General features: G+C 46.0%; 14 protein-coding genes. 10 read left to right on the plus strand and 4 right to left on the minus strand.

The genetic code is table 11. The features are described from left to right. The first annotated feature begins 457 nt into the window (after nucleotides 1-457). From GQS64_RS06300 to GQS64_RS06325, 6 genes are all read left to right on the plus strand, one after another. Nucleotides 458-1252, plus strand: a complete 795-nt coding sequence (locus GQS64_RS06300; protein ID WP_198231015.1) for a thymidylate synthase — start codon at nucleotides 458-460, stop codon at nucleotides 1250-1252. Next, complete coding sequence (locus GQS64_RS06305; protein WP_077991925.1) at nucleotides 1252-1758, plus strand: dihydrofolate reductase; 507 nt, start codon at nucleotides 1252-1254, stop codon at nucleotides 1756-1758. Before GQS64_RS06300 ends, GQS64_RS06305 begins: the two co-directional genes overlap by 1 nt. A 112-nt stretch (nucleotides 1759-1870) precedes the next feature. Then, nucleotides 1871-3058, plus strand: coding sequence for an FtsH protease activity modulator HflK (gene hflK, locus GQS64_RS06310; RefSeq protein WP_198231016.1), 1188 nt, complete (start codon nucleotides 1871-1873; stop codon nucleotides 3056-3058). Further along, a complete protein-coding gene (hflC, locus tag GQS64_RS06315; protein ID WP_077991928.1) occupies nucleotides 3058-3954 on the plus strand; it encodes a protease modulator HflC in 897 nt (298 codons plus the stop codon). Before hflK ends, hflC begins: the two co-directional genes overlap by 1 nt. Continuing rightward, nucleotides 3954-4139 (plus strand): DUF2065 domain-containing protein, encoded by a 186-nt coding sequence (locus tag GQS64_RS06320; protein WP_198231017.1) that lies wholly within the window; start codon nucleotides 3954-3956, stop codon nucleotides 4137-4139. Before hflC ends, GQS64_RS06320 begins: the two co-directional genes overlap by 1 nt. 137 nt (nucleotides 4140-4276) lie before the next feature. After that, the gene (locus tag GQS64_RS06325; protein WP_077991930.1) at nucleotides 4277-5773 is read left to right on the plus strand and encodes a Do family serine endopeptidase; all 1497 of its coding nucleotides are present in this window, start codon (nucleotides 4277-4279) and stop codon (nucleotides 5771-5773) included. Between the two features lie 429 nt (nucleotides 5774-6202). Here GQS64_RS06325 and serB read toward each other — a convergent pair whose 3' ends face one another. After that, nucleotides 6203-7102 carry a phosphoserine phosphatase SerB gene (gene serB / locus GQS64_RS06330; RefSeq protein WP_198231018.1) on the minus strand — a complete coding sequence of 300 codons (900 nt, stop codon included), beginning with the start codon at nucleotides 7100-7102 and terminating at the stop codon, nucleotides 6203-6205. Nucleotides 7103-7116: 14 nt separating this feature from the next. On the opposite strand from serB, the gene miaA reads away from it, so the two are divergent. After that, nucleotides 7117-7986, plus strand: coding sequence for a tRNA (adenosine(37)-N6)-dimethylallyltransferase MiaA (gene miaA / locus GQS64_RS06335; protein ID WP_198231019.1), 870 nt, complete (start codon nucleotides 7117-7119; stop codon nucleotides 7984-7986). A 342-nt stretch (nucleotides 7987-8328) separates the two neighbouring features. On the opposite strand, the gene GQS64_RS06340 is transcribed toward miaA, so the two are convergent. From GQS64_RS06340 to GQS64_RS06350, 3 genes are all read right to left on the minus strand, one after another. After that, nucleotides 8329-12084: a vitamin B12-dependent ribonucleotide reductase gene (locus tag GQS64_RS06340; protein ID WP_198231020.1), complete on the minus strand. Its 3756-nt coding sequence runs from the start codon at nucleotides 12082-12084 to the stop codon at nucleotides 8329-8331. 1404 nt (nucleotides 12085-13488) lie between these two features. After that, the gene (locus GQS64_RS06345; RefSeq protein WP_198231021.1) at nucleotides 13489-13965 is read right to left on the minus strand and encodes an NUDIX hydrolase; all 477 of its coding nucleotides are present in this window, start codon (nucleotides 13963-13965) and stop codon (nucleotides 13489-13491) included. Between the two features lie 140 nt (nucleotides 13966-14105). Beyond that, nucleotides 14106-15323, minus strand: a complete 1218-nt coding sequence (locus GQS64_RS06350) for a UbiH/UbiF family hydroxylase (protein ID WP_077991938.1) — start codon at nucleotides 15321-15323, stop codon at nucleotides 14106-14108. A 179-nt stretch (nucleotides 15324-15502) separates the two neighbouring features. On the opposite strand from GQS64_RS06350, the gene pcsA reads away from it, so the two are divergent. The 3 genes from pcsA to GQS64_RS06365 all read left to right on the plus strand — a co-directional run bounded on the left by pcsA (nucleotide 15503) and on the right by GQS64_RS06365 (nucleotide 17866). Then, nucleotides 15503-16270, plus strand: coding sequence for a phosphatidylcholine synthase (gene pcsA, locus GQS64_RS06355; RefSeq protein WP_077994519.1), 768 nt, complete (start codon nucleotides 15503-15505; stop codon nucleotides 16268-16270). A 130-nt stretch (nucleotides 16271-16400) separates the two neighbouring features. Next, nucleotides 16401-17450, plus strand: coding sequence for an enoyl-CoA hydratase/isomerase family protein (locus tag GQS64_RS06360; protein ID WP_198231022.1), 1050 nt, complete (start codon nucleotides 16401-16403; stop codon nucleotides 17448-17450). Continuing rightward, entirely contained in the window at nucleotides 17450-17866 is a 417-nt protein-coding gene (locus GQS64_RS06365; protein ID WP_077991941.1) for a DUF6163 family protein, read from the plus strand. The genes GQS64_RS06360 and GQS64_RS06365 overlap by 1 nt, the downstream gene beginning before the upstream one ends. The last annotated feature ends 115 nt before the right edge of the window (nucleotides 17867-17981 follow it).

A 17981-nucleotide genomic window follows, 5' to 3' on the forward strand; every position in this document is an offset into this window, starting at 1 on the left:
TCTATCGCCGGTTTCAGAAATAGAGTTCCAATCTCATTCAATGACAGAACGGCAGAAGGGTGTTCATTCGGTTATTCCGGTATTTTTAATCTCGAATGCCGGAATAATCGATTTTCTGTCAATCGAATAGATGCAACAACATACAGTGTTTTTTCAGCCGACTTATAGCGCTTTATTCCTGTCAGCATCGAAAGACTTCCCAACAATGAATATCCGGTCTTGATTTTTTGAAGCGTATTTTCTTGACGATAAACGATAGCGTTTCTGCTTCAATAAATTGAAAAATCAAAGAAATAGGCACGCAAAGCCCGTGAAAAATCGTGAACCGGCAAAATTTCCTTCCGGAATTTTCGATTAGGAATAATAGCTTTTAAAGCGTTATTTATTGTTGAAACCGTGTTTCAAAGGCGCGGGATGTCTATTCCCTTGAGCGACAAGAATCTGTTATCAAAGCTTTATGAAAAACTATCTCGACCTTCTGTCTTATGTTCTCGCCAACGGTATTGACCGTTCCGATCGGACCGGAACCGGTACGCGTTCTGTATTCGGTTACCAGATGCGATTTAATCTTGCCGACGGCTTTCCGCTGCTGACAACCAAAAAGCTTCATGTCCGCTCGATTATCTATGAGTTGTTGTGGTTTTTGCGGGGTGATACCAATATCAAATGGCTGAACGAACACGGCGTATCCATCTGGAATGAATGGGCGGATGAAAATGGTGATCTTGGGCCGGTTTACGGATATCAATGGCGGTCATGGCCGTGCCCCGATGGTCGTCATATTGACCAGATAGCCAAGCTTGTCGATATGATTATCAAGACACCTTATTCGCGCCGGTTGATTGTTTCAGCCTGGAATCCTGCGCTGGTCGACGAGATGGCTTTGCCTCCTTGCCATTGTATGTTCCAGTTTTATGTTGCGGACGGAAAATTGTCTTGCCAACTCTATCAACGTTCGGCCGATATATTTCTTGGAGTACCTTTCAATATTGCTTCATACGCCTTGCTAACAATGATGATTGCCCACGTCACCGGTCTGAAAGCAGGAGATTTCGTCCACACATTCGGCGACGCCCATCTTTATTCCAACCATTTCGAGCAAGCAAAGCTGCAACTCACACGAAAACCCTTGCCATTGCCAACCATGAAACTCAATCCCGATGTCAAAGATCTCTTCAAATTTCAATATGAGGATTTTTCACTCGAAAACTATGTTGCCGCACCACATATCAAAGCACCGGTGGCCGTGTAATGGCGAAGATCAGTCTTATTGTTGCTGTTGCGGAAAATGGCGTGATTGGTCGTGATGGAACAATGCCATGGCGCTTGTCGACGGATTTGAAGAGATTTAAAGCACTCACCATCGGTCATCCGGTGGTTATGGGGCGTAAAACATGGGATTCTCTAAAAAAGCCACTGCCTGAGCGCGCCAATATTGTTATCACCCGCGATAAATCTTTTGCCGGAAATGGCGCAATTGTGACGCATTCTTTTTCCGAAGCCCGCCAAATAGCCGAAGCGGAAGCGGATAAAACAAAGACAGACGAAATTTTTATCATCGGAGGAGGGGCAATCTTCAAGGAATTTTTGCCCTTTGCCGATCGCATGTATATCACGGAAATACTTGCGGCTGTCGAGGGAGATACATTTTTTCCGACTTTTGATCCGCAAAATTGGCGCGCTTTGTCGAGTGAAATGGTACCGGAAGGGTCGAAAGACACATTTCCTACCAGATTTGTTGTCTATGAACGCCAATAAGTTTTAAAAAAAGGACAATTGGTCGATCATTGCGTTGAAACGTGATGTCGACATCCCTATAACAGTGGAACGATAAATATTGCGCAAATGTTGCGCTGAGCAAGAGGTGATTATGCCCTGGAGCAATCAGAATGGCGGCGGCCCCTGGGGAGGCGGCGGAAATAATGGTGGAAGCCCGTGGAGTGGCGGCGGAAACGACAATGGCAGCAATAAAAACCCGTGGGGGAAAAAGCCGCTCGGTTCGGGTGGCAATGGCGGCGGAAATAATGGCGGCAACGGTCCCGATATTGACGATATTTTACGCAAAGGTCAGGATACGCTCAAGCAATTCGGCGGTGGTGCTATTGTCCTTGTCATAATCGTCGTTGCAATCATATTCTGGCTTTTTCAATGTTTCTATATTGTCCAGCAGAATGAGCAAGCAGTCGAATTGCGGTTCGGAGTGCCGAAGCCCGGCATTATCAATGACGGCCTTCACTTCCATTTCTGGCCAATCGAAAATTATTTGAAGGTGCCGCTCACTGAAAAGTCGATCGCAATAGGTGGCAAACCCGGCCAACCCCAGCAGAGCGACGGGCTGATGCTATCAAGCGACCAGAATATCGTTTATGTAAATTTTTCAGTATATTATCGCATTTCGGAACCTGATAGATACCTCTTCAATGTCAACGAGCAGGAAGGAACCGTTCGTCAGGTTGCTGAAAGTGCCATGCGCGAAGTTATCGGTCGGCGTCCTGTTGATGATGTTTTGCGCGATAAGAAGGAAGAGGTCGCGGATAATGTGAAAAAAATTATCCAGTCGACTGTTGATAAGTATCAGCTGGGTGTTCAAATCAATCGTGTTTCGATCAGTGAGGCAGCTCCGCCTACGAAAGTTGCTGCTGCGTTCAATTCTGTTCAGCAAGCCGAACAGGAACGGGGGCGCATGATTGAAGAAGGTAATCGGGTGCGTTTCCAGAAATTGGGACAAGCCAATGGTGAGGCTTCAAAAGCGCGCGAGGTTGCGAAAGGTGAAAAGGCGCAGACTGTGGAAGAGGCCAAAGGTCGTGCAGAACGATTTGAAGCGATTTCCCATGAAGCCGCGGTTTCACCGGACGCAAGTCGTTATCGTCTCTATATGGAAACAATCGGAAATATTCTGAATGCGCCGAATAAACTTGTAATCGATCAAAAAAATGGTGGTCCTGTGTCTTATCTGCCTTTGAATGAATTGATGTCGGGGCAAAACAAATCGCCGGCAACTTCTAGCGCAACAAAGTCTTCCGCTTCCGACTCTGATAAGACAGGAGGTCAGCAATAATGCAACAAAACCGTTTGTTCATTGGCCTTGGTGTCATTATCGTCGTATTGTTGGCAATCTGGATGTCGGTGTTTATCGTCTATCCACGTCAACAGATTGCCGTCAAACGTTTCGGACAGATCGTAAGAGTTGAACAGGAACCGGGGCTATATTTCAAAACGCCCTTTATCGACCAGACAGTGATTATCGATAATCGTCTGTTGCGGTATGATGTCCCGACACAGTCTGTTCAGGTTCGTGGCGGTGCTTATTATGAAGTCGACGCCTTCTTCATCTATCGCATCACCGATCCCAAACTGTTCTTGCAACGCATCAGCTCCGGCCGTCCGCAAGTCGCAGCCGAAGAAAACCTTGCACCGCGTTTTATAGATGCACTACGTGCAGTTTACGGAAAACGTGAGTTCAAAGCGGCTCTTTCGGATGAACGCGGAGCCATGATGGAAGAAGTCCAACAACAATTTTCCGCTGATGCCGGTTCACTCGGTATTACAATTGTTGATGTGAGAATTCGCAAGACCGATTTGACAGATGCCGTATCGGAAGATGTCTATCGCCAAATGGCGGCTGAACGCGAGGCTGCAGCGGAAAATATTCGCGCACGCGGCCAGCAGGAACGCGATCGCATTGTCGCGGAAGCCAATCGCGAATATGAAGAAATCGTTGCTGCTGCCAAGCGTGATGCCGAAATCACCCGCGGTGAAGGGCAGGCGGAAAGTATCCGTTTGTTACTGGAAGCAAGGAAAACCAATCCGTCATTTTATGATTTCTGGTTGGCAATGGAAAATTATAAGAAGTTGAAAACCACTCCGATGGTGATTTCGCCTAACGAGGATTTCTTCTATTATTTCCACAATCCGTTGGCTACCGGTAAAATTAATTCACCGGCAAACAACTAATGAACTTGTTGGTTACGGCTTTCGGGCTTGTTCTGTTTATCGAGGGGCTTGTTTATGCAGGCTTTCCGGGACTTGTAAAAAAGATGGCGTCACAAATACATGTGACGCCTGAACATATTTTACGGATAAGCGGTTTTTGCGCGATGCTTATCGGTTTAATTATTGTATGGCTTTCGCGATCGTAAATGATAGGATAAAAGCCAAACATTATTAAAAGGGATAAAGGTTGTTTTAGGTAAAATTCGGTCTTTCCCCTTAGCTTGAAAATGTTTTAAACGGTTTGAGCCTCGTTGTTTGGGGCGCTCTCGGATGGGATGCTAATATGTTGTTAAAGCGCTTTATGCTAGCTGTCGTTCTTTGTTCGGCATTCGGGTTTTCTCATTCCGAAAGTTTTGCAGAAGTCGCGCTTGAACATAAAGCACCGGAATCGGTAGCAAATCTTGCTTCCGGATTACTTGATGCAGTTGTCAATATTTCTACATCGCAGACGGTGAAAGGCACCGAGCAGGGTGACAAGACGGCTTTGCCCAAAGTGGAAGAGGGGGCACCGTTTCAGGAATATTTCAACGACTTTTTTTCACCCAAAAATGACAAGAGCGAGTTGAACCAATCAAGGAAAGTTCAATCGCTCGGCTCAGGTTTTGTTATTGATGCCGAAAAAGGGCTCATCGTTACCAATAATCACGTTATCGCCGATGCCGATGAAATCGAGGTCAATTTCACTGACGGCTCCAAGCTCAAAGCCAAACTCTTAGGCAAGGATGCCAAGACCGATCTTGCTCTCTTGCAAGTCGATCCAAAGGCAAAAAAGCTTACTGCGGTTTCGTTCGGTGACTCGGATAATGCGCGTATTGGCGATTGGGTAATGGCCATAGGTAACCCGTTCGGTCTTGGTGGAACAGTCACCGTGGGTATTATTTCCGCACGAAATCGCGATATTAGCGCTGGCCCCTATGATGATTTTATCCAGACGGATGCGGCCATAAATCGCGGCAATTCCGGCGGGCCACTATTTGATATGAATGGCAAGGTTATCGGCATCAATACGGCGATCATATCACCATCCGGCGGTTCGATCGGTATCGGTTTTGCTATTCCCTCCGATATGGCGACCAGTGTCCTTGACCAATTGAAAGAGTTTGGCGAAACAAGGCGCGGTTCGCTTGCGATAAGAATACAACCGGTAACACAGGAAATTGCTGATAGTCTTAAATTGCCGAAAGCCCAGGGCGCGCTGGTCGCCGGAAAAATCGACGACAAAACAGTCGATAACTCCCAGTTAAAAGATGGCGATGTTATTATCCGCTTTGGTAACCACGCTATCAAAGACGCCCGTGAACTGCCACGGATTGTTGCAGAAAGCCCTGTGGGCAAGATTGTTGATGTGACAATTCTTCGTAATGGTCAGGAAAAAAGTGTGAAAGTCAAGCTCGGTCGTTTGAAGGAAAAAGAAGTAGAAAGCGACTCGTCCGCAGACAACGACCATGAAGGCGGCAATAAGAAGGCCGATGAGGCGGATACCATCCATGCAATGGGCATGACATTGTCGGAAATAACGGACGAATTGCGTAAACGCTACCATATCAAGGATGGTGTTAATGGCGTACTTGTCACGGCGGTTTCGCCGAATAGTGCCGCCGATGAAAAGCGTATCCGTGCAGGTGAGGTTATTGTAGACATTAACCAGCAGCTTGTTAAAACGCCAGAAGATGTTTCCAAGCAATTGGAGCAATTGCGCGCCAATGGTCGTAAAAACGCCTTGTTAATGGTTGCGGGTGAAGATGGTGAATTGCGTTTTGTGACCTTGCGGCTTGATTGAAAATCCGCTCTTGAGCAGAAATATCGGCAATTTGCATCACAATCGGTAAGCAACTGACCGCGACTTGGTCATCGCTTTGACCGCTAGAATGATTGATAACGACCGGATTATAAAAATGGCTATACGGAGTTTCTTTTTCGGAAACTTCTAAACGTAAAACCCTGTTCGTATAGGGTTAGATCAATATTTTGGAATTCAACAACACAAGTTCCGATAGGGTATATTTTGATTTATCGACAAAAAAGATGTTTTTGTCCCGCGTGCCTTACAAAAATTCTGTCCGGTTTTGTTGCGTAAATTCAACGTGTTTTGGCAATATTTTACCAGATTAGATGAGGGGCGAGTTCAGTAAACACCCTAGCTGTTTTCAGTTGCCCGTTTTATCGAATAATGTCCAAAACATCGGATAAGCGATAATTCAGGTTGCTTTCATTCGACAAAGTCCGATTTACGATAACCTTGCAAATAAAGAAGGGCCGTCAAATCACCGTAATCAATGCGAATGGAGGCAGCTTCTGCAACAATCGGTTTCGCATGAAGAGCAACGCCGGAGCCTGCGCGTTTGAGCATTGCAAGGTCATTGGCACCATCTCCGACCGCCATCGCATCGTTGGGCGAGATGTGTAACCGTTCACAGAGTTCTTCCAATTTTTCAAGTTTTGCTTGTTTGCCTAAAATAGGTTCGTTCACCCGTCCTGCGAGATGATCTCCTTCGACGACGAGTTCATTGGCATTATGTTCGTCAAAACCGATGGCACTTGCAATTTTCGAGGTAAAAAGTGTAAAGCCACCGGAAACAAGTGCTGTATAGGCGCCATTTTTACGCATGGTGGCAATCAGTGCTTTGCCGCCATTTGCCAGTGTGATGCGCTTTTCAATCACATCGTCTATGATCGACAATGGCAGCCCTTTTAATAAAGCGACACGTTCACGAAGCGCCGGTTCAAACGCAATTTCACCATTCATTGCACGTTTCGTTATGTCGGAAATATAGTCGCGCAAGCCCGCAACATCGGCTAGCTCGTCGATGCATTCCTGACCGATCATGGTTGAGTCCATATCGGCGATCAGAAGTTTCTTTCGCCTGTTGTCTTGTCGTTGAACAGCAACATCCACAGCTTCGCCGTGAAGGGTGTTTCGTAAAGTGGCTTGTGCTTCATCCGGCGCGATATTGTTATTCAGCGGGATGTCGCAGGCTATTCCATCACAAAGCCAATAGACATTGCTTGCATTAATGCTATCAGTGGCTTTATCAACGAGCTGTGGTGTCAATACCGGTTTTTCCGGATTGGCGATCAACGTGGCTACAAGTAACTCGCTATGGGACATGGAAAACTCCGTTCATGAAGAAAAGAACAATTACTTTGATAGCGGGGCCTACGGCAAGCGGCAAGTCGGATTTTGCGCTGAAATTGGCACAAGAAAATGAAGCGGTGATTGTGAATGCCGATTCGATGCAAGTCTATAGCGTTCTGGACATTATTACAGCACGACCAAGCCGTGAAGATATGGCACTTATACCACATTATCTCTATGGTTATATCGCACCCGACGAACACTATTCGACCGGCAAATGGCTGAAGGATACTATTGCGATTCTTGAAAATATCGAGCTTCCGCTCATTTTTGTAGGGGGTACAGGGCTTTACTTTAAAGCTTTGACAGAAGGTTTGGCAGAAATTCCCGATATTCCTGATTGCACACGCGAGAAATGGCGTGACAAATTGAAAAATGAAGGCTCGCTAACCCTCTATAAGATGCTTGAGACGATTGACGAGCCGGTAGCTCGCAGGTTGAGCGATCGTGATGGGCAAAGAATTATTCGTGCCTTGGAAGTTTATGAAGCAACGGGAAAAACCTTGAGTTACTGGCAAAGTCGGAAGACCAGACCCGCACTCGAAAATGAAAATGTTGAAAAGTTGCTGTTACTTCCCGATCGCAACGTGGTTTATGAGCGTATCGAAAAACGTTTCGATAAAATGGTTGAAAATGGTGCTTTGAACGAAGCGCGGGCGTTGGATAAATTGGGTTTAGCCCCGTCAATGCCTGCAATGAAAGCGATCGGTATTCCGGAATTTATTGATGTTCTGAAAGGCCGAAAGACAATTCAGGCTGCAATCGAAGAAGCCAAAACCAATACACGCCGTTACGCAAAACGCCAAATGACATGGTTTAGACACCAATTAGGGGATGATTGGAAAAAAGTCCGGTAACTTTATGGAAATGACTGGTACATCTTTCTTGCAAGGGATTGGAAACTCTTTCTTGCAACAGAAATGACATTCATTTTCGGGACATGATAGAACGGTCAAAACCCCAGAGTTTTATTGGTAAGCGGCGACCAGAACAATCAATCGGATGCAATATTTTACCTCAGTGAGGAGAGGCATTTATATAGAATTTGGCGGGTTCAGGCTTTGTTTTTGTCCTAATTTTTATTCCGTATTTTGAATTCACCGCTTGATGAAACGGTTTTATTTATCAATGCTTCACGGCATTTAAAAAAACGGCTCCTGAAAGGAGCCGCTTAAAAGATCAAATGACGTATAAAACGGTCAACTGCATCCGCTTGTTGCACCACAAGTGTCGCATTTCAGGCAAGTGCCGTTACGCACCATTGTAAAATTCTGACATTCCGAACACATGTCGCCGGTATAGCCTTGCATCATCGCTTGTTTTCTACGGTCGGAGGCAAGCTTTTTTGCTTCAGCCACTTCATTGGCCATTTCTTCGGCCTTGGCTTCATCCGAAGTGTCGGCATCGAACAAATTATTTATCTTGTTCTCTTCCTCGGACAAGTCGGGTTTCAAAGCCGTAGCACCATGTGTTTCCAGCGAGGGTGAAGCCTTTGCCTGAACTGACGCTGCTGTCTTCAATGTCGTAACATTCGACTTTGCAGAAGGTGTCGCAGAAGGCGTTGCAATTTTGGCAACCGGCCCTTTGGTTTCGGTAAGCTTCAACTTGTACCCGCGTGTCCAACCTGTTGAAATAAGGTTGGTTTTTCCTTCCTTTACACCTTTGCCCAAGGCCGTATTTGAAAAATCCGACATATCGACATGGGCAAGATCATAACGTCCAAGATAAGAAACCGCGAGTTCACGGAATACATAGTCAAGAATTGATGTCGCGTTTTTGATTGCATCATTTCCTTGAACCATTCCTGCCGGTTCAAATTTGGTGAATGTAAATGCATCGACATATTCTTCCAACGGTACGCCATATTGCAGCCCAAGCGAAATAGCGATGGCAAAATTGTTCATCATAGCGCGGAAAGCAGCGCCTTCTTTATGCATATCAATGAAGATTTCGCCCAAACGGCCGTCGCCGAATTCACCCGTTCTAAGATAAACTTTATGCCCGCCAACAATTGCCTTTTGCGTGTAACCTTGCCGACGGTTGGGGAGTTTTTCACGTTCATGAATATATTTCTCGACAACCTTTTCGACGATCTTCTCGGTAACCTTCGCAGTACGGGCAGCCGCCGGTTGTTCAATCAGATTATCGACAGCATCTTCATCATCGTCATCGGCAATCAGCGATGCATTCAAAGGCTGCGACAATTTCGAGCCATCTCGATAAAGCGCATTGGCTTTCAATGCCAGTTTCCATGACAACATGTAAGCATTGGCGCAATCTTCTACAGTTGCATCATTCGGCATATTGATCGTTTTGGAAATAGCCCCTGAAATGAAAGGCTGAGCTGCCGCCATCATGCGGATATGACTTTCAACCGAAAGATAGCGCTTGCCAATCTTTCCGCAAGCATTGGCGCAATCAAATACCGGATAATGCTCTTGTTTGAGATGGGGAGCACCTTCCAGTGTCATCGCACCGCAAACATGGAGATTGGCTGCCTCGATGTCTTTTTTCGAGAAACCGAGCGCCGGTAACATCTCAAAAGAAACATCATCAAGTTGCTCTTCGGTAAAGTTCAAGACATTTTTGCAGAAATCTTCACCAAGCGTCCATTTGTTGAAGACAAACTTGATGTCGAAGGCACTTTTCATTGCCTCGTTCAAAACTTCTATCTTTTCGTCGGAAAAGCCTTTTGCTTTTAATGTCGTAGGATTGATCGCAGGAGCCTGATTGATATTTCCGTGGCCTACCGCATAAGCTTCGATTTCGGCGATCTGGCTTTCCGAATAGCCTAAAGTGCGCAAAGCTTCGGGAACAGCACGGTTGATAATCTTGAAATATCCGCCGCCAGCAAGCTTTTTGAACTTGACCAAAGCAAAATCAGGCTCGATTCCTGTCGTATCGCAATCCATAACCAGACCGATTGTTCCGGTCGGAGCGACAACTGTGGCCTGCGCATTGCGATAGCCATAGAGCTTGCCGAGTTCCAACGCTTTGTCCCAAGCCTTACGGGCGCGTTCGATCATCTTATGATCTGGACAATCTTTTTCGAGTAATGCGACCGGATTGACCGACAATCCTTCATAGCCGGTCGTTTCACCATAGGCAGCGCGGCGATGGTTGCGGATAACCCGCAACATATTTTCCTTATTCGGCTTATATCCTTTGAATGCACCAAGTTCCTTGGCCATTTCGGCAGATGTCGCATAGGCAACGCCGGTCATGATCGCTGTAAGTGCTCCACAAATTGCGCGCCCTTTGTCGGAATCATAAGGAATGCCGGATGTCATCAACAGGCCGCCAATATTTGCATAGCCCAGACCGAGTGTGCGATATTCGTAGGAACGTTTGGCAATTTCTTTTGACGGGAATTGTGCCATCATGACCGATATTTCAAGAACAATCGTCCATAGGCGAACGCTATGTTCATAAGCATCAAGATCATAGGAGCCATCATGGTTCCGATAGGTCAACAGATTGATGGATGCAAGATTACAGGCTGTATCGTCGAGGAACATATATTCGGAACACGGGTTCGACGCGCGAATCGGCCCCTCAGCCGGCGACGTATGCCAATCATTCATTGTTGTGTTGAAGTGAACTCCGGGATCGGCCGAAGCCCATGCTGCGTAGGAAATACGATCCCACAAGTCACGGGCGCGCACTGTTTTGTGCACCTTTCCGTCTGTGCGGCGAATAAGGTTCCAATCGCTATCATTTTCGACAGCACGCAAGAACTCGTCCTTCAAGGAAACCGAATTATTGGAGTTCTGGCCTGATACTGTGAGATAGGCTTCCGAATCCCAGTCTGTATCATATGTGTCAAATTCCATATCCCGAAAGCCTTGGCGGGCAAACTGGATCACGCGCTGGATGTAGTTTTCGGGAACCTGATCTTTTTTGGCTGCACGGATTTCACGCTTCAAAGCCGGATTTTTATTAGGATCAAAACAATCTCCATTATCGGCCTCGCAATTGATGCAGGCTTTCATAATGGCCGTAAGATGTTTTTTGACAATCTTGGAACCGGTAACCAGAGCAGCAACTTTTTGTTCTTCATGCACTTTCCAGTCGATATAGGCTTCAATATCGGGATGGTCGATATCGACAACAACCATCTTGGCGGCGCGCCGTGTCGTACCTCCGGATTTGATTGCACCGGCTGCCCGATCTCCGATTTTCAGAAAGCTCATCAAGCCGGAAGATTTTCCACCGCCGGAAAGCTTTTCTCCCTGACCGCGTAATTGCGAAAAGTTTGAGCCGGTTCCTGAGCCATATTTGAATAGACGGGCTTCACGCACCCACAAATCCATAATGCCACCTTCATTGACAAGGTCGTCGGCAACCGACTGGATGAAGCAAGCGTGAGGTTGCGGATGTTCATAGGACGATTTGGACCGTGTCAGCTCGCCGGTTTTCCAATCGACGTAAAAATGCCCCTGACTTGGGCCATCAATGCCATAAGCCCAGAACAGTCCGGTATTGAACCATTGCGGACTGTTAGGTGCTACACGCTGGGTCGCCAGCATATAAGCAAGTTCATCGTGAAAAGCGAGAGCATCACTTTCAGTATCGAAATATTTGCCTTTCCACCCCCAATATGTCCATGTTCCTGCCAGACGATCGAAAACCTGACGCGCATCCATTTCCGAACCATAGCGACGGTCTTCTGCCAGCTTTGCAAGTTCTTTTTCATCGGCAACCGAGCGCCAAAGCCACGAAGGAACACCGTTTTCCTCGACTTTTTTCAGAACCGCCGGAACACCCGCTTTGCGGAAATATTTTTGTGCCAGAATATCGGCCGCTACCTGACTGAACTGGCTTGGAACATCAATATTTTCGAGCCGGAAAACAATCGAACCATTCGGATTTTTTATTTCACTTGTCGCTTTATGGAATTCAATTCCTGAATAGGGAGATTGTCCCTCCTTGGTGAAATGGCGCGCGATTTTCATAGCCTGTCCTTATTCAATATGTTGTGTTTGTAACTGGTCGGCAAAATCCGCCCGATACAAATCTCTCCAAAACCTCTCCCATCACAAAACCGGATGGCAGAGACTAACCCCCAATTTCAACAACCGGTATGAGATAATGGCAAACAGAAACACTGTTCTGCCCATATCCGATACCTGTCAAACATCTCGTATAAAAAAGATGCATGCACTACATTCTGTGGTGCTAACGGATAACTAACACAAAATATAGTAAATTTTTCATAAATTTTTAAGTTTTACACAACGCTTAGTGAACCTTTTTATGTGCACACAACAACAAAAATGCGAGCTATTCCTGCTCGCAATTACAACCTTTTGACTGCACACAAAACTACGCATGATTACAGATTTGAAACGTCCTCCATTTTTCAATGCAGGAGCAATTATGCATAAAAGAGCAAAACGCCATTGCCGTCAAGGAGTCGTTTGTTCAAATCACCAAACAACTAGATATGGTATGTTTCACAGTGGAAAAATGATGTGAATAACGGGGACGATATAATTCAACGCTTTATTTTTTTTCAAACAGCGTGACTCTATTCCGTATTAAAAATATGAACGCGATAGGAACATAATTTTAAAAAACGCTGATAAAATGGTGACATAGGGAAATTCCCGAAACCGAATCAGCATGATTGATCGAATCACCATGATTGACCGGATGAATGCGCCGGATTGATTGCTTGACAGCTTCACCGATGAGTCCCGAGAAATTGGGGTGGGGCAGGGCATTTCAAATTTGCCTTCACCAGTGCAGACAATATAGTGGGGTAACAACATTTATCAACGGGACCGGTATTATCAACGTGGGCGGTGTTATCTACGCGGACGGCGTTATCAACGGGGGCGGTAATCCAATAACAGTTTTTTTCAGTTGTGGTTCTCCGACTCGGGTTGCGGTCTCTTCGGGCGTAACCCGTTCAAGAATATGCAGACGGTGTTTTCAACGGGGGCGGTAATCCAATAACAGTTTTTGAGTTGTGGTTCTCCGACTCGGGTTGCAGTTTCTTCGGGAGTAACCCGTTCAAGAATACGCGGGCGGTGTTATCAACGCGGGCGGTAATCGAATAACAGTTTTTTTGAGTTGTTTTTCCACGACCCGCTTTGCTGCTTCTTCGGGAGTAACCCGTTCAAGAATACGCAGACGGTGTTATCAACGGGGGCGGTAATCCAATAACAGTTTTTTTGAGTTGTTTTTCCACAACCCGCTTTGCTGCTTCTTCGGGCGTAACCCGTTCAAGAATAGGCGGACGGTGTTATCAACGAGGCCGGTAATCCAATAACAGTTTTTTTCAGTTGTGGTTCCACAACCCGCTTTGCTGCTTCTTCGGGAGTAACCCGTTCAAGAATAGGCGGACGGCGTTATCAACGGGGGCGGTAATCCAATAACAGTTTTTTCAGTTGTGGTTCCACAACCCGCTTTGCTGCTTCTTCGGGAGTAACCCATTCAAAAATACGCTGCCCCCGTTCCGGCCATTTTTTTTCTTGATGGGAATAAAGAACGGCAAATACGTCGACACTGAAATTCCCGTTTTCGCCTCCCGGCATGTCATTCTTGGTGTATTGATAGGAACCTATTGATGCGATTTCCGCAATGCCGCGCACACCCGCTTCTTCATATGCTTCCTGAAGGGCTGCCTGGGACAAAGTGCGGCCCGGCATGGGCCAGCCTTTCGGTATAATCCAGCGGCCGGTACCTCTACTGGTAATGAGCAGAAATTCGACAGCCCCTTTTTGCAGGCGATAAACCAGTGCACCAACTTGCAAAAAATTGTTGCCGTCGACCACTATCTTCTTATCGGCAGCAACCAGATCACCATTGATACCGGCAGATTGAACCATGTGAAACCTTTTTCGCAATGAGCATTTTGAAAGCAATCAAAATAATTTTCGTATTGTGACAGAGAAAGTTATTTATTTTCTGTCACTCATAGTACCTCTTGAAGTGTAACACAAAAACTTTTGATATTTTATTACAAAATCTATTTGGGAGACGGGCAAAAAGTCTTGACGATCGCGCGAATACCATTTCCCGGATACATTCCCTCACGCATAAAAATATTTCTGAGCGGTGCAAAATTTCTCAACAATTCGAGGCCGAGACTTCTGACCAGTTGTGCAGGCAACATATCGGAAAGAAGTGCTTTGTTGAGAGCATGGACAGAACCGGTACGAACCCAAATATCGGTTTTTCGATATTTATTGTAGTTTTCCATAACCCGATCACTCCCCGGATCGCTCACGTCGCTCTCTATGGCTTTGACCATATTGATGGCATCGCGAACGCCGAGATTGAGCCCTTGCGCACCGATTGGCGGAAATACATGGGCTGCCTCGCCAACAAGAATTGTTCGTTTTGTCGCAAAGGATTTCGGCACAATACCGGATAATGGCCACGCCTGAGCCGGCGTTATCACGGTCACTTTTCCAAGCATTGCCTGCATACGCTCTTCGATTGCACGGGCAAGTCCTTCCGGCCCAAGACCAAGAATTTTATTGGCGCGTTCGGGATTGAGAACCCAAACCAGACTCGATTTGTTGCCTGGCAACGGAACTTGTGTAAACGGCCCGTCTTCCGTATGGAATTCGGTCGATATATTATTGTGTGGAAATTCATGCGAAAAGCTCAGAATAACCGCAGTTTGAGGATAGTTCCATTGGCGACAATCAATTCCGGCAGCAATACGTGCTTTTGAATTTCTTCCGTCGGCCGCAACGACAAGACCAACGTCCAATGTGGTATCGTCGTCAAGAGTGATCGTTATGTGGTCGTTAGAATGCACAACCGATTTTGCGGAAAGTTCCAATCTTTCGACGAGTTCACAGTCAAGAACGGCCTTATTGATTGCGCTGTTCAAGGCCACATTCGGCATGTTGTAACCGAATGCGATTTCGCCGATTTCCGATGAACGGAAGCTCACGACCGGACTGCGGATGAGCCTTTTTGTCCCGTCAACGATTCGCATGGTTGAAAGTGCTGCCGCTTCATCTTGCAAATTTTTCCAGATATTAAGAGAATCGAGAATTTTGATAGCCGGCATCATCAAGGCAGTGGTACGTAAATCATTGGCATTTGTATCAGGGCCGATCAAAAACGATCGAAAACCTTTTTGCGCTGCTGCAAGCGCAGAAATCATGCCCGCCGGCCCCGCGCCGATGATTGCTATTGCCTTCTTGTTTTTATCTGCCGGAGCTGCCATTGCCAAGCCTTTCTGCTGGATTATGTTCGGGAACAATCACTTATCAGTGTTAACACAATATGTGGATCAATCCAGTAATTACAATCAATTGTTTCAATTTTTGTGATCGGTGATACAAAGAGCATAAAAATTCATGCAGGAATGTGATAATCACATTTGACAAGAGGGACTATACTGCTTTGAAAAACAAACTTGCCGGCAAAATAAAGAGTGGTGCTGAGAAGTTACGTCATAAAAAAGTAACAATGCCACAAGCACGGGCATTTTCTGTTCATCTTCTTACTGCATCGGGATCGTTTCTGGCTTTCCTGTCATTGGTTGCCGCTTCCGAGAAAGAATGGACAGCGATGTTCGGTTGGCTCGGTCTTGCGCTGTTGGTAGACGGCATTGACGGACCCATCGCCAGAAAACTGCAAGTCAAATATGTTCTTCCGACATGGTCGGGCGAGCTGCTCGACAATATTATCGACTATGTTACTTACGTCCTCATTCCTGCATTTGCACTTTATCAAAGCGGTTTTATGGGCGAAGGATTGTCGTTTCTTTCAGGCGCAATCATAGTCGTCTCTTCCGCGATTTATTACGCCGACACAGGTATGAAAACCAAGGAGAACTTTTTTAAAGGTTTTCCGGTTGTCTGGAACATGTTGATTTTCACTTTGTTTATTGTCAAACCCGGCGAATGGGCAGCGTTCAGCATCGTGGTCATATCGGCGATTATCTCATTTCTCCCGATCTATTTTCTGCATCCCGTCAGGGTGGTGCGTTTGCGCCCGCTTAACCTCACTATTTTTCTGATCTGGTGTGCGCTTGGTATTATCGGCATTTGTTATCGGCTCGATGCTCCCGAATGGGTGAAAATCGGCATGACAATTTCCGGTTTGTATATTTATCTTATCGGTGCGGTCATGCAATTGTTTCCAGGCTTGGGGGCGCGTAGAGCTTAAGCGCCAAAATTTACCAAAAATTAATTTTTGTCGTTTGCGTGCGTTCGGAACTGCCAAGGTCGATTGATTTTGATGTGCATAATGATTTAAATAGCGAAAGCCTTTCAGTTTTCCTAAGGAGTTTTGGGCGATGCAACTTGATTTTGGTGGCGGGAACGAGGTCACGTTTTTGAAAGAAGGTCGCGCCGGAATCATTCGGCTCACACGCCCCGAATCGTTGAATGCATTAAGTTTAAACATGGTGCTTGCTATTGAAAAAGCGTTGCGCAGTTGGGAAACCGATGATGACGTATTGTGCGTGATGGTCGAGGGAGAGGGGCGAGCATTCTGTTCCGGTGGCGATGTTGTCTCGGCCTATAAAGAAGGCAAGGCAGGGCGTCCGGCATACAATTATTTTTCTTCCGAATATAAGCTTGACGGTTATATCGGACGTTTTCCGAAGCCGTATATTGCGATACTCGACGGGATTTGTATGGGGGGTGGCGCAGGTATTTCGGTTCACGGTTCTCATCGCATCGTTACCGAAAACACACTTTTCGCTATGCCGGAAAGTGCTATCGGTTTTTTTCCGGATGTCGGCGCCGGTGATTTTCTTTCACGCTTGGGCGGAAATTTCGGTATGTATTTGGCGCTGACCGGTGCCAGATGCAAATGGGGCGACTGTTTGCAAACAGGGTTGGCCACCCATGCTGTATCGCAAGAAAATCTGGAAGATTTGCGAGCCAGTATTATCGAACAAGGCAATCCACGTCCGGCTCTGGAAAAATATTCTGTCGAGGTCAATTTTGAAACCGGCGCCGAAACAAGATCGTTAATCGGTGAATGTTTCGGTACGGACTCACTTGAAGAATGTATCAACATATTAAAACAGAAAGCAGGCGAGGGGAACGAGTTTGCAAAAACAACGCTTGAAACTCTCTTGAAACGCTCGCCGACCAGTCTGGCTGTCATTTGGCGGTCGATGACGCAATGTAAGCCGCTGGGACTTAATGATTGCTTGAAAGTTGAAAACAGAATTGCCCATCATATGATGGACAACCATGATTTTTATGAAGGTGTGCGTGCAGTATTGATTGACAAGGACAATGATCCGCATTGGCAACCGGATAGTTTAGCCGGAGTAAGCGATGAAATTGTCGATTCCTATTTTCAGCCGATCGAGAAAGAATTGGAGATTTGATGGATAACCAGTTGCGTCAAGTGGTTAAACCAAATCTGGTATTATCGGCTTATTCAATTTTTCTTCGCTGTATTGCTGTTATTGCTCTTTTATTTGCAATTTTTTATTGGATCCGACTTGTTGGCGTATTTCCCGGTGAATTGTGGCGTATCGACCGGATGCCGTGGCTTTGGCAGGTTTTGACCGTTGTTTTGTCGGTGATTTACCCGATTGCGGCTCTCGGACTATGGATGGGGTCGCTCTGGGGAATTATTTTATGGTTTTTTGCCGCACTGACGGAATCATTGGCATTTACTCTCTATAGCGCGAACTTTGTTTTCTTTCCCTCACTTGCGGTATTCCATTTCCTGATTCTGTTGCTATTTATTATGATGCAAGTTTTGCTCCACCTCAAAACTAACAAAAAGTTACTCTAGTTACCTATTTTTAACGGGAAGCTGTCTATATCATCGAAATGTTCAAGGTGTACTTTTCGTTAGACATGATAAAGACACAAAAATGTATCAAGCAAAGAAAACGCAACAATACTTC

It is taken from the genome of Bartonella sp. P0282 (genome assembly GCF_048452985.1).
Taxonomy (GTDB): Bacteria; Pseudomonadota; Alphaproteobacteria; order Rhizobiales; family Rhizobiaceae; genus Bartonella; species Bartonella choladocola.

Excerpts from the sequence above, each read along its gene's own strand:
- GQS64_RS06305 (WP_077991925.1), top strand. The coding sequence starts at position 1,252 with ATGGCGAAGATCAGTCTTATTGTTGCTGTTGCGGAAAATGGCGTGATT.
- GQS64_RS06350 (WP_077991938.1), bottom strand. The coding sequence starts at position 15,323 with ATGGCAGCTCCGGCAGATAAAAACAAGAAGGCAATAGCAATCATCGGC.
- GQS64_RS06365 (WP_077991941.1), top strand. The coding sequence starts at position 17,450 with ATGGATAACCAGTTGCGTCAAGTGGTTAAACCAAATCTGGTATTATCG.
- hflC (WP_077991928.1), top strand. The coding sequence starts at position 3,058 with ATGCAACAAAACCGTTTGTTCATTGGCCTTGGTGTCATTATCGTCGTA.
- GQS64_RS06360 (WP_198231022.1), top strand. The coding sequence starts at position 16,401 with ATGCAACTTGATTTTGGTGGCGGGAACGAGGTCACGTTTTTGAAAGAA.
- GQS64_RS06325 (WP_077991930.1), top strand. The coding sequence starts at position 4,277 with ATGTTGTTAAAGCGCTTTATGCTAGCTGTCGTTCTTTGTTCGGCATTC.
- GQS64_RS06320 (WP_198231017.1), top strand. The coding sequence starts at position 3,954 with ATGAACTTGTTGGTTACGGCTTTCGGGCTTGTTCTGTTTATCGAGGGG.
- hflK (WP_198231016.1), top strand. The coding sequence starts at position 1,871 with ATGCCCTGGAGCAATCAGAATGGCGGCGGCCCCTGGGGAGGCGGCGGA.
- GQS64_RS06345 (WP_198231021.1), bottom strand. The coding sequence starts at position 13,965 with ATGGTTCAATCTGCCGGTATCAATGGTGATCTGGTTGCTGCCGATAAG.
- GQS64_RS06340 (WP_198231020.1), bottom strand. The coding sequence starts at position 12,084 with ATGAAAATCGCGCGCCATTTCACCAAGGAGGGACAATCTCCCTATTCA.
- GQS64_RS06300 (WP_198231015.1), top strand. The coding sequence starts at position 458 with ATGAAAAACTATCTCGACCTTCTGTCTTATGTTCTCGCCAACGGTATT.
- miaA (WP_198231019.1), top strand. The coding sequence starts at position 7,117 with ATGAAGAAAAGAACAATTACTTTGATAGCGGGGCCTACGGCAAGCGGC.
- serB (WP_198231018.1), bottom strand. The coding sequence starts at position 7,102 with ATGTCCCATAGCGAGTTACTTGTAGCCACGTTGATCGCCAATCCGGAA.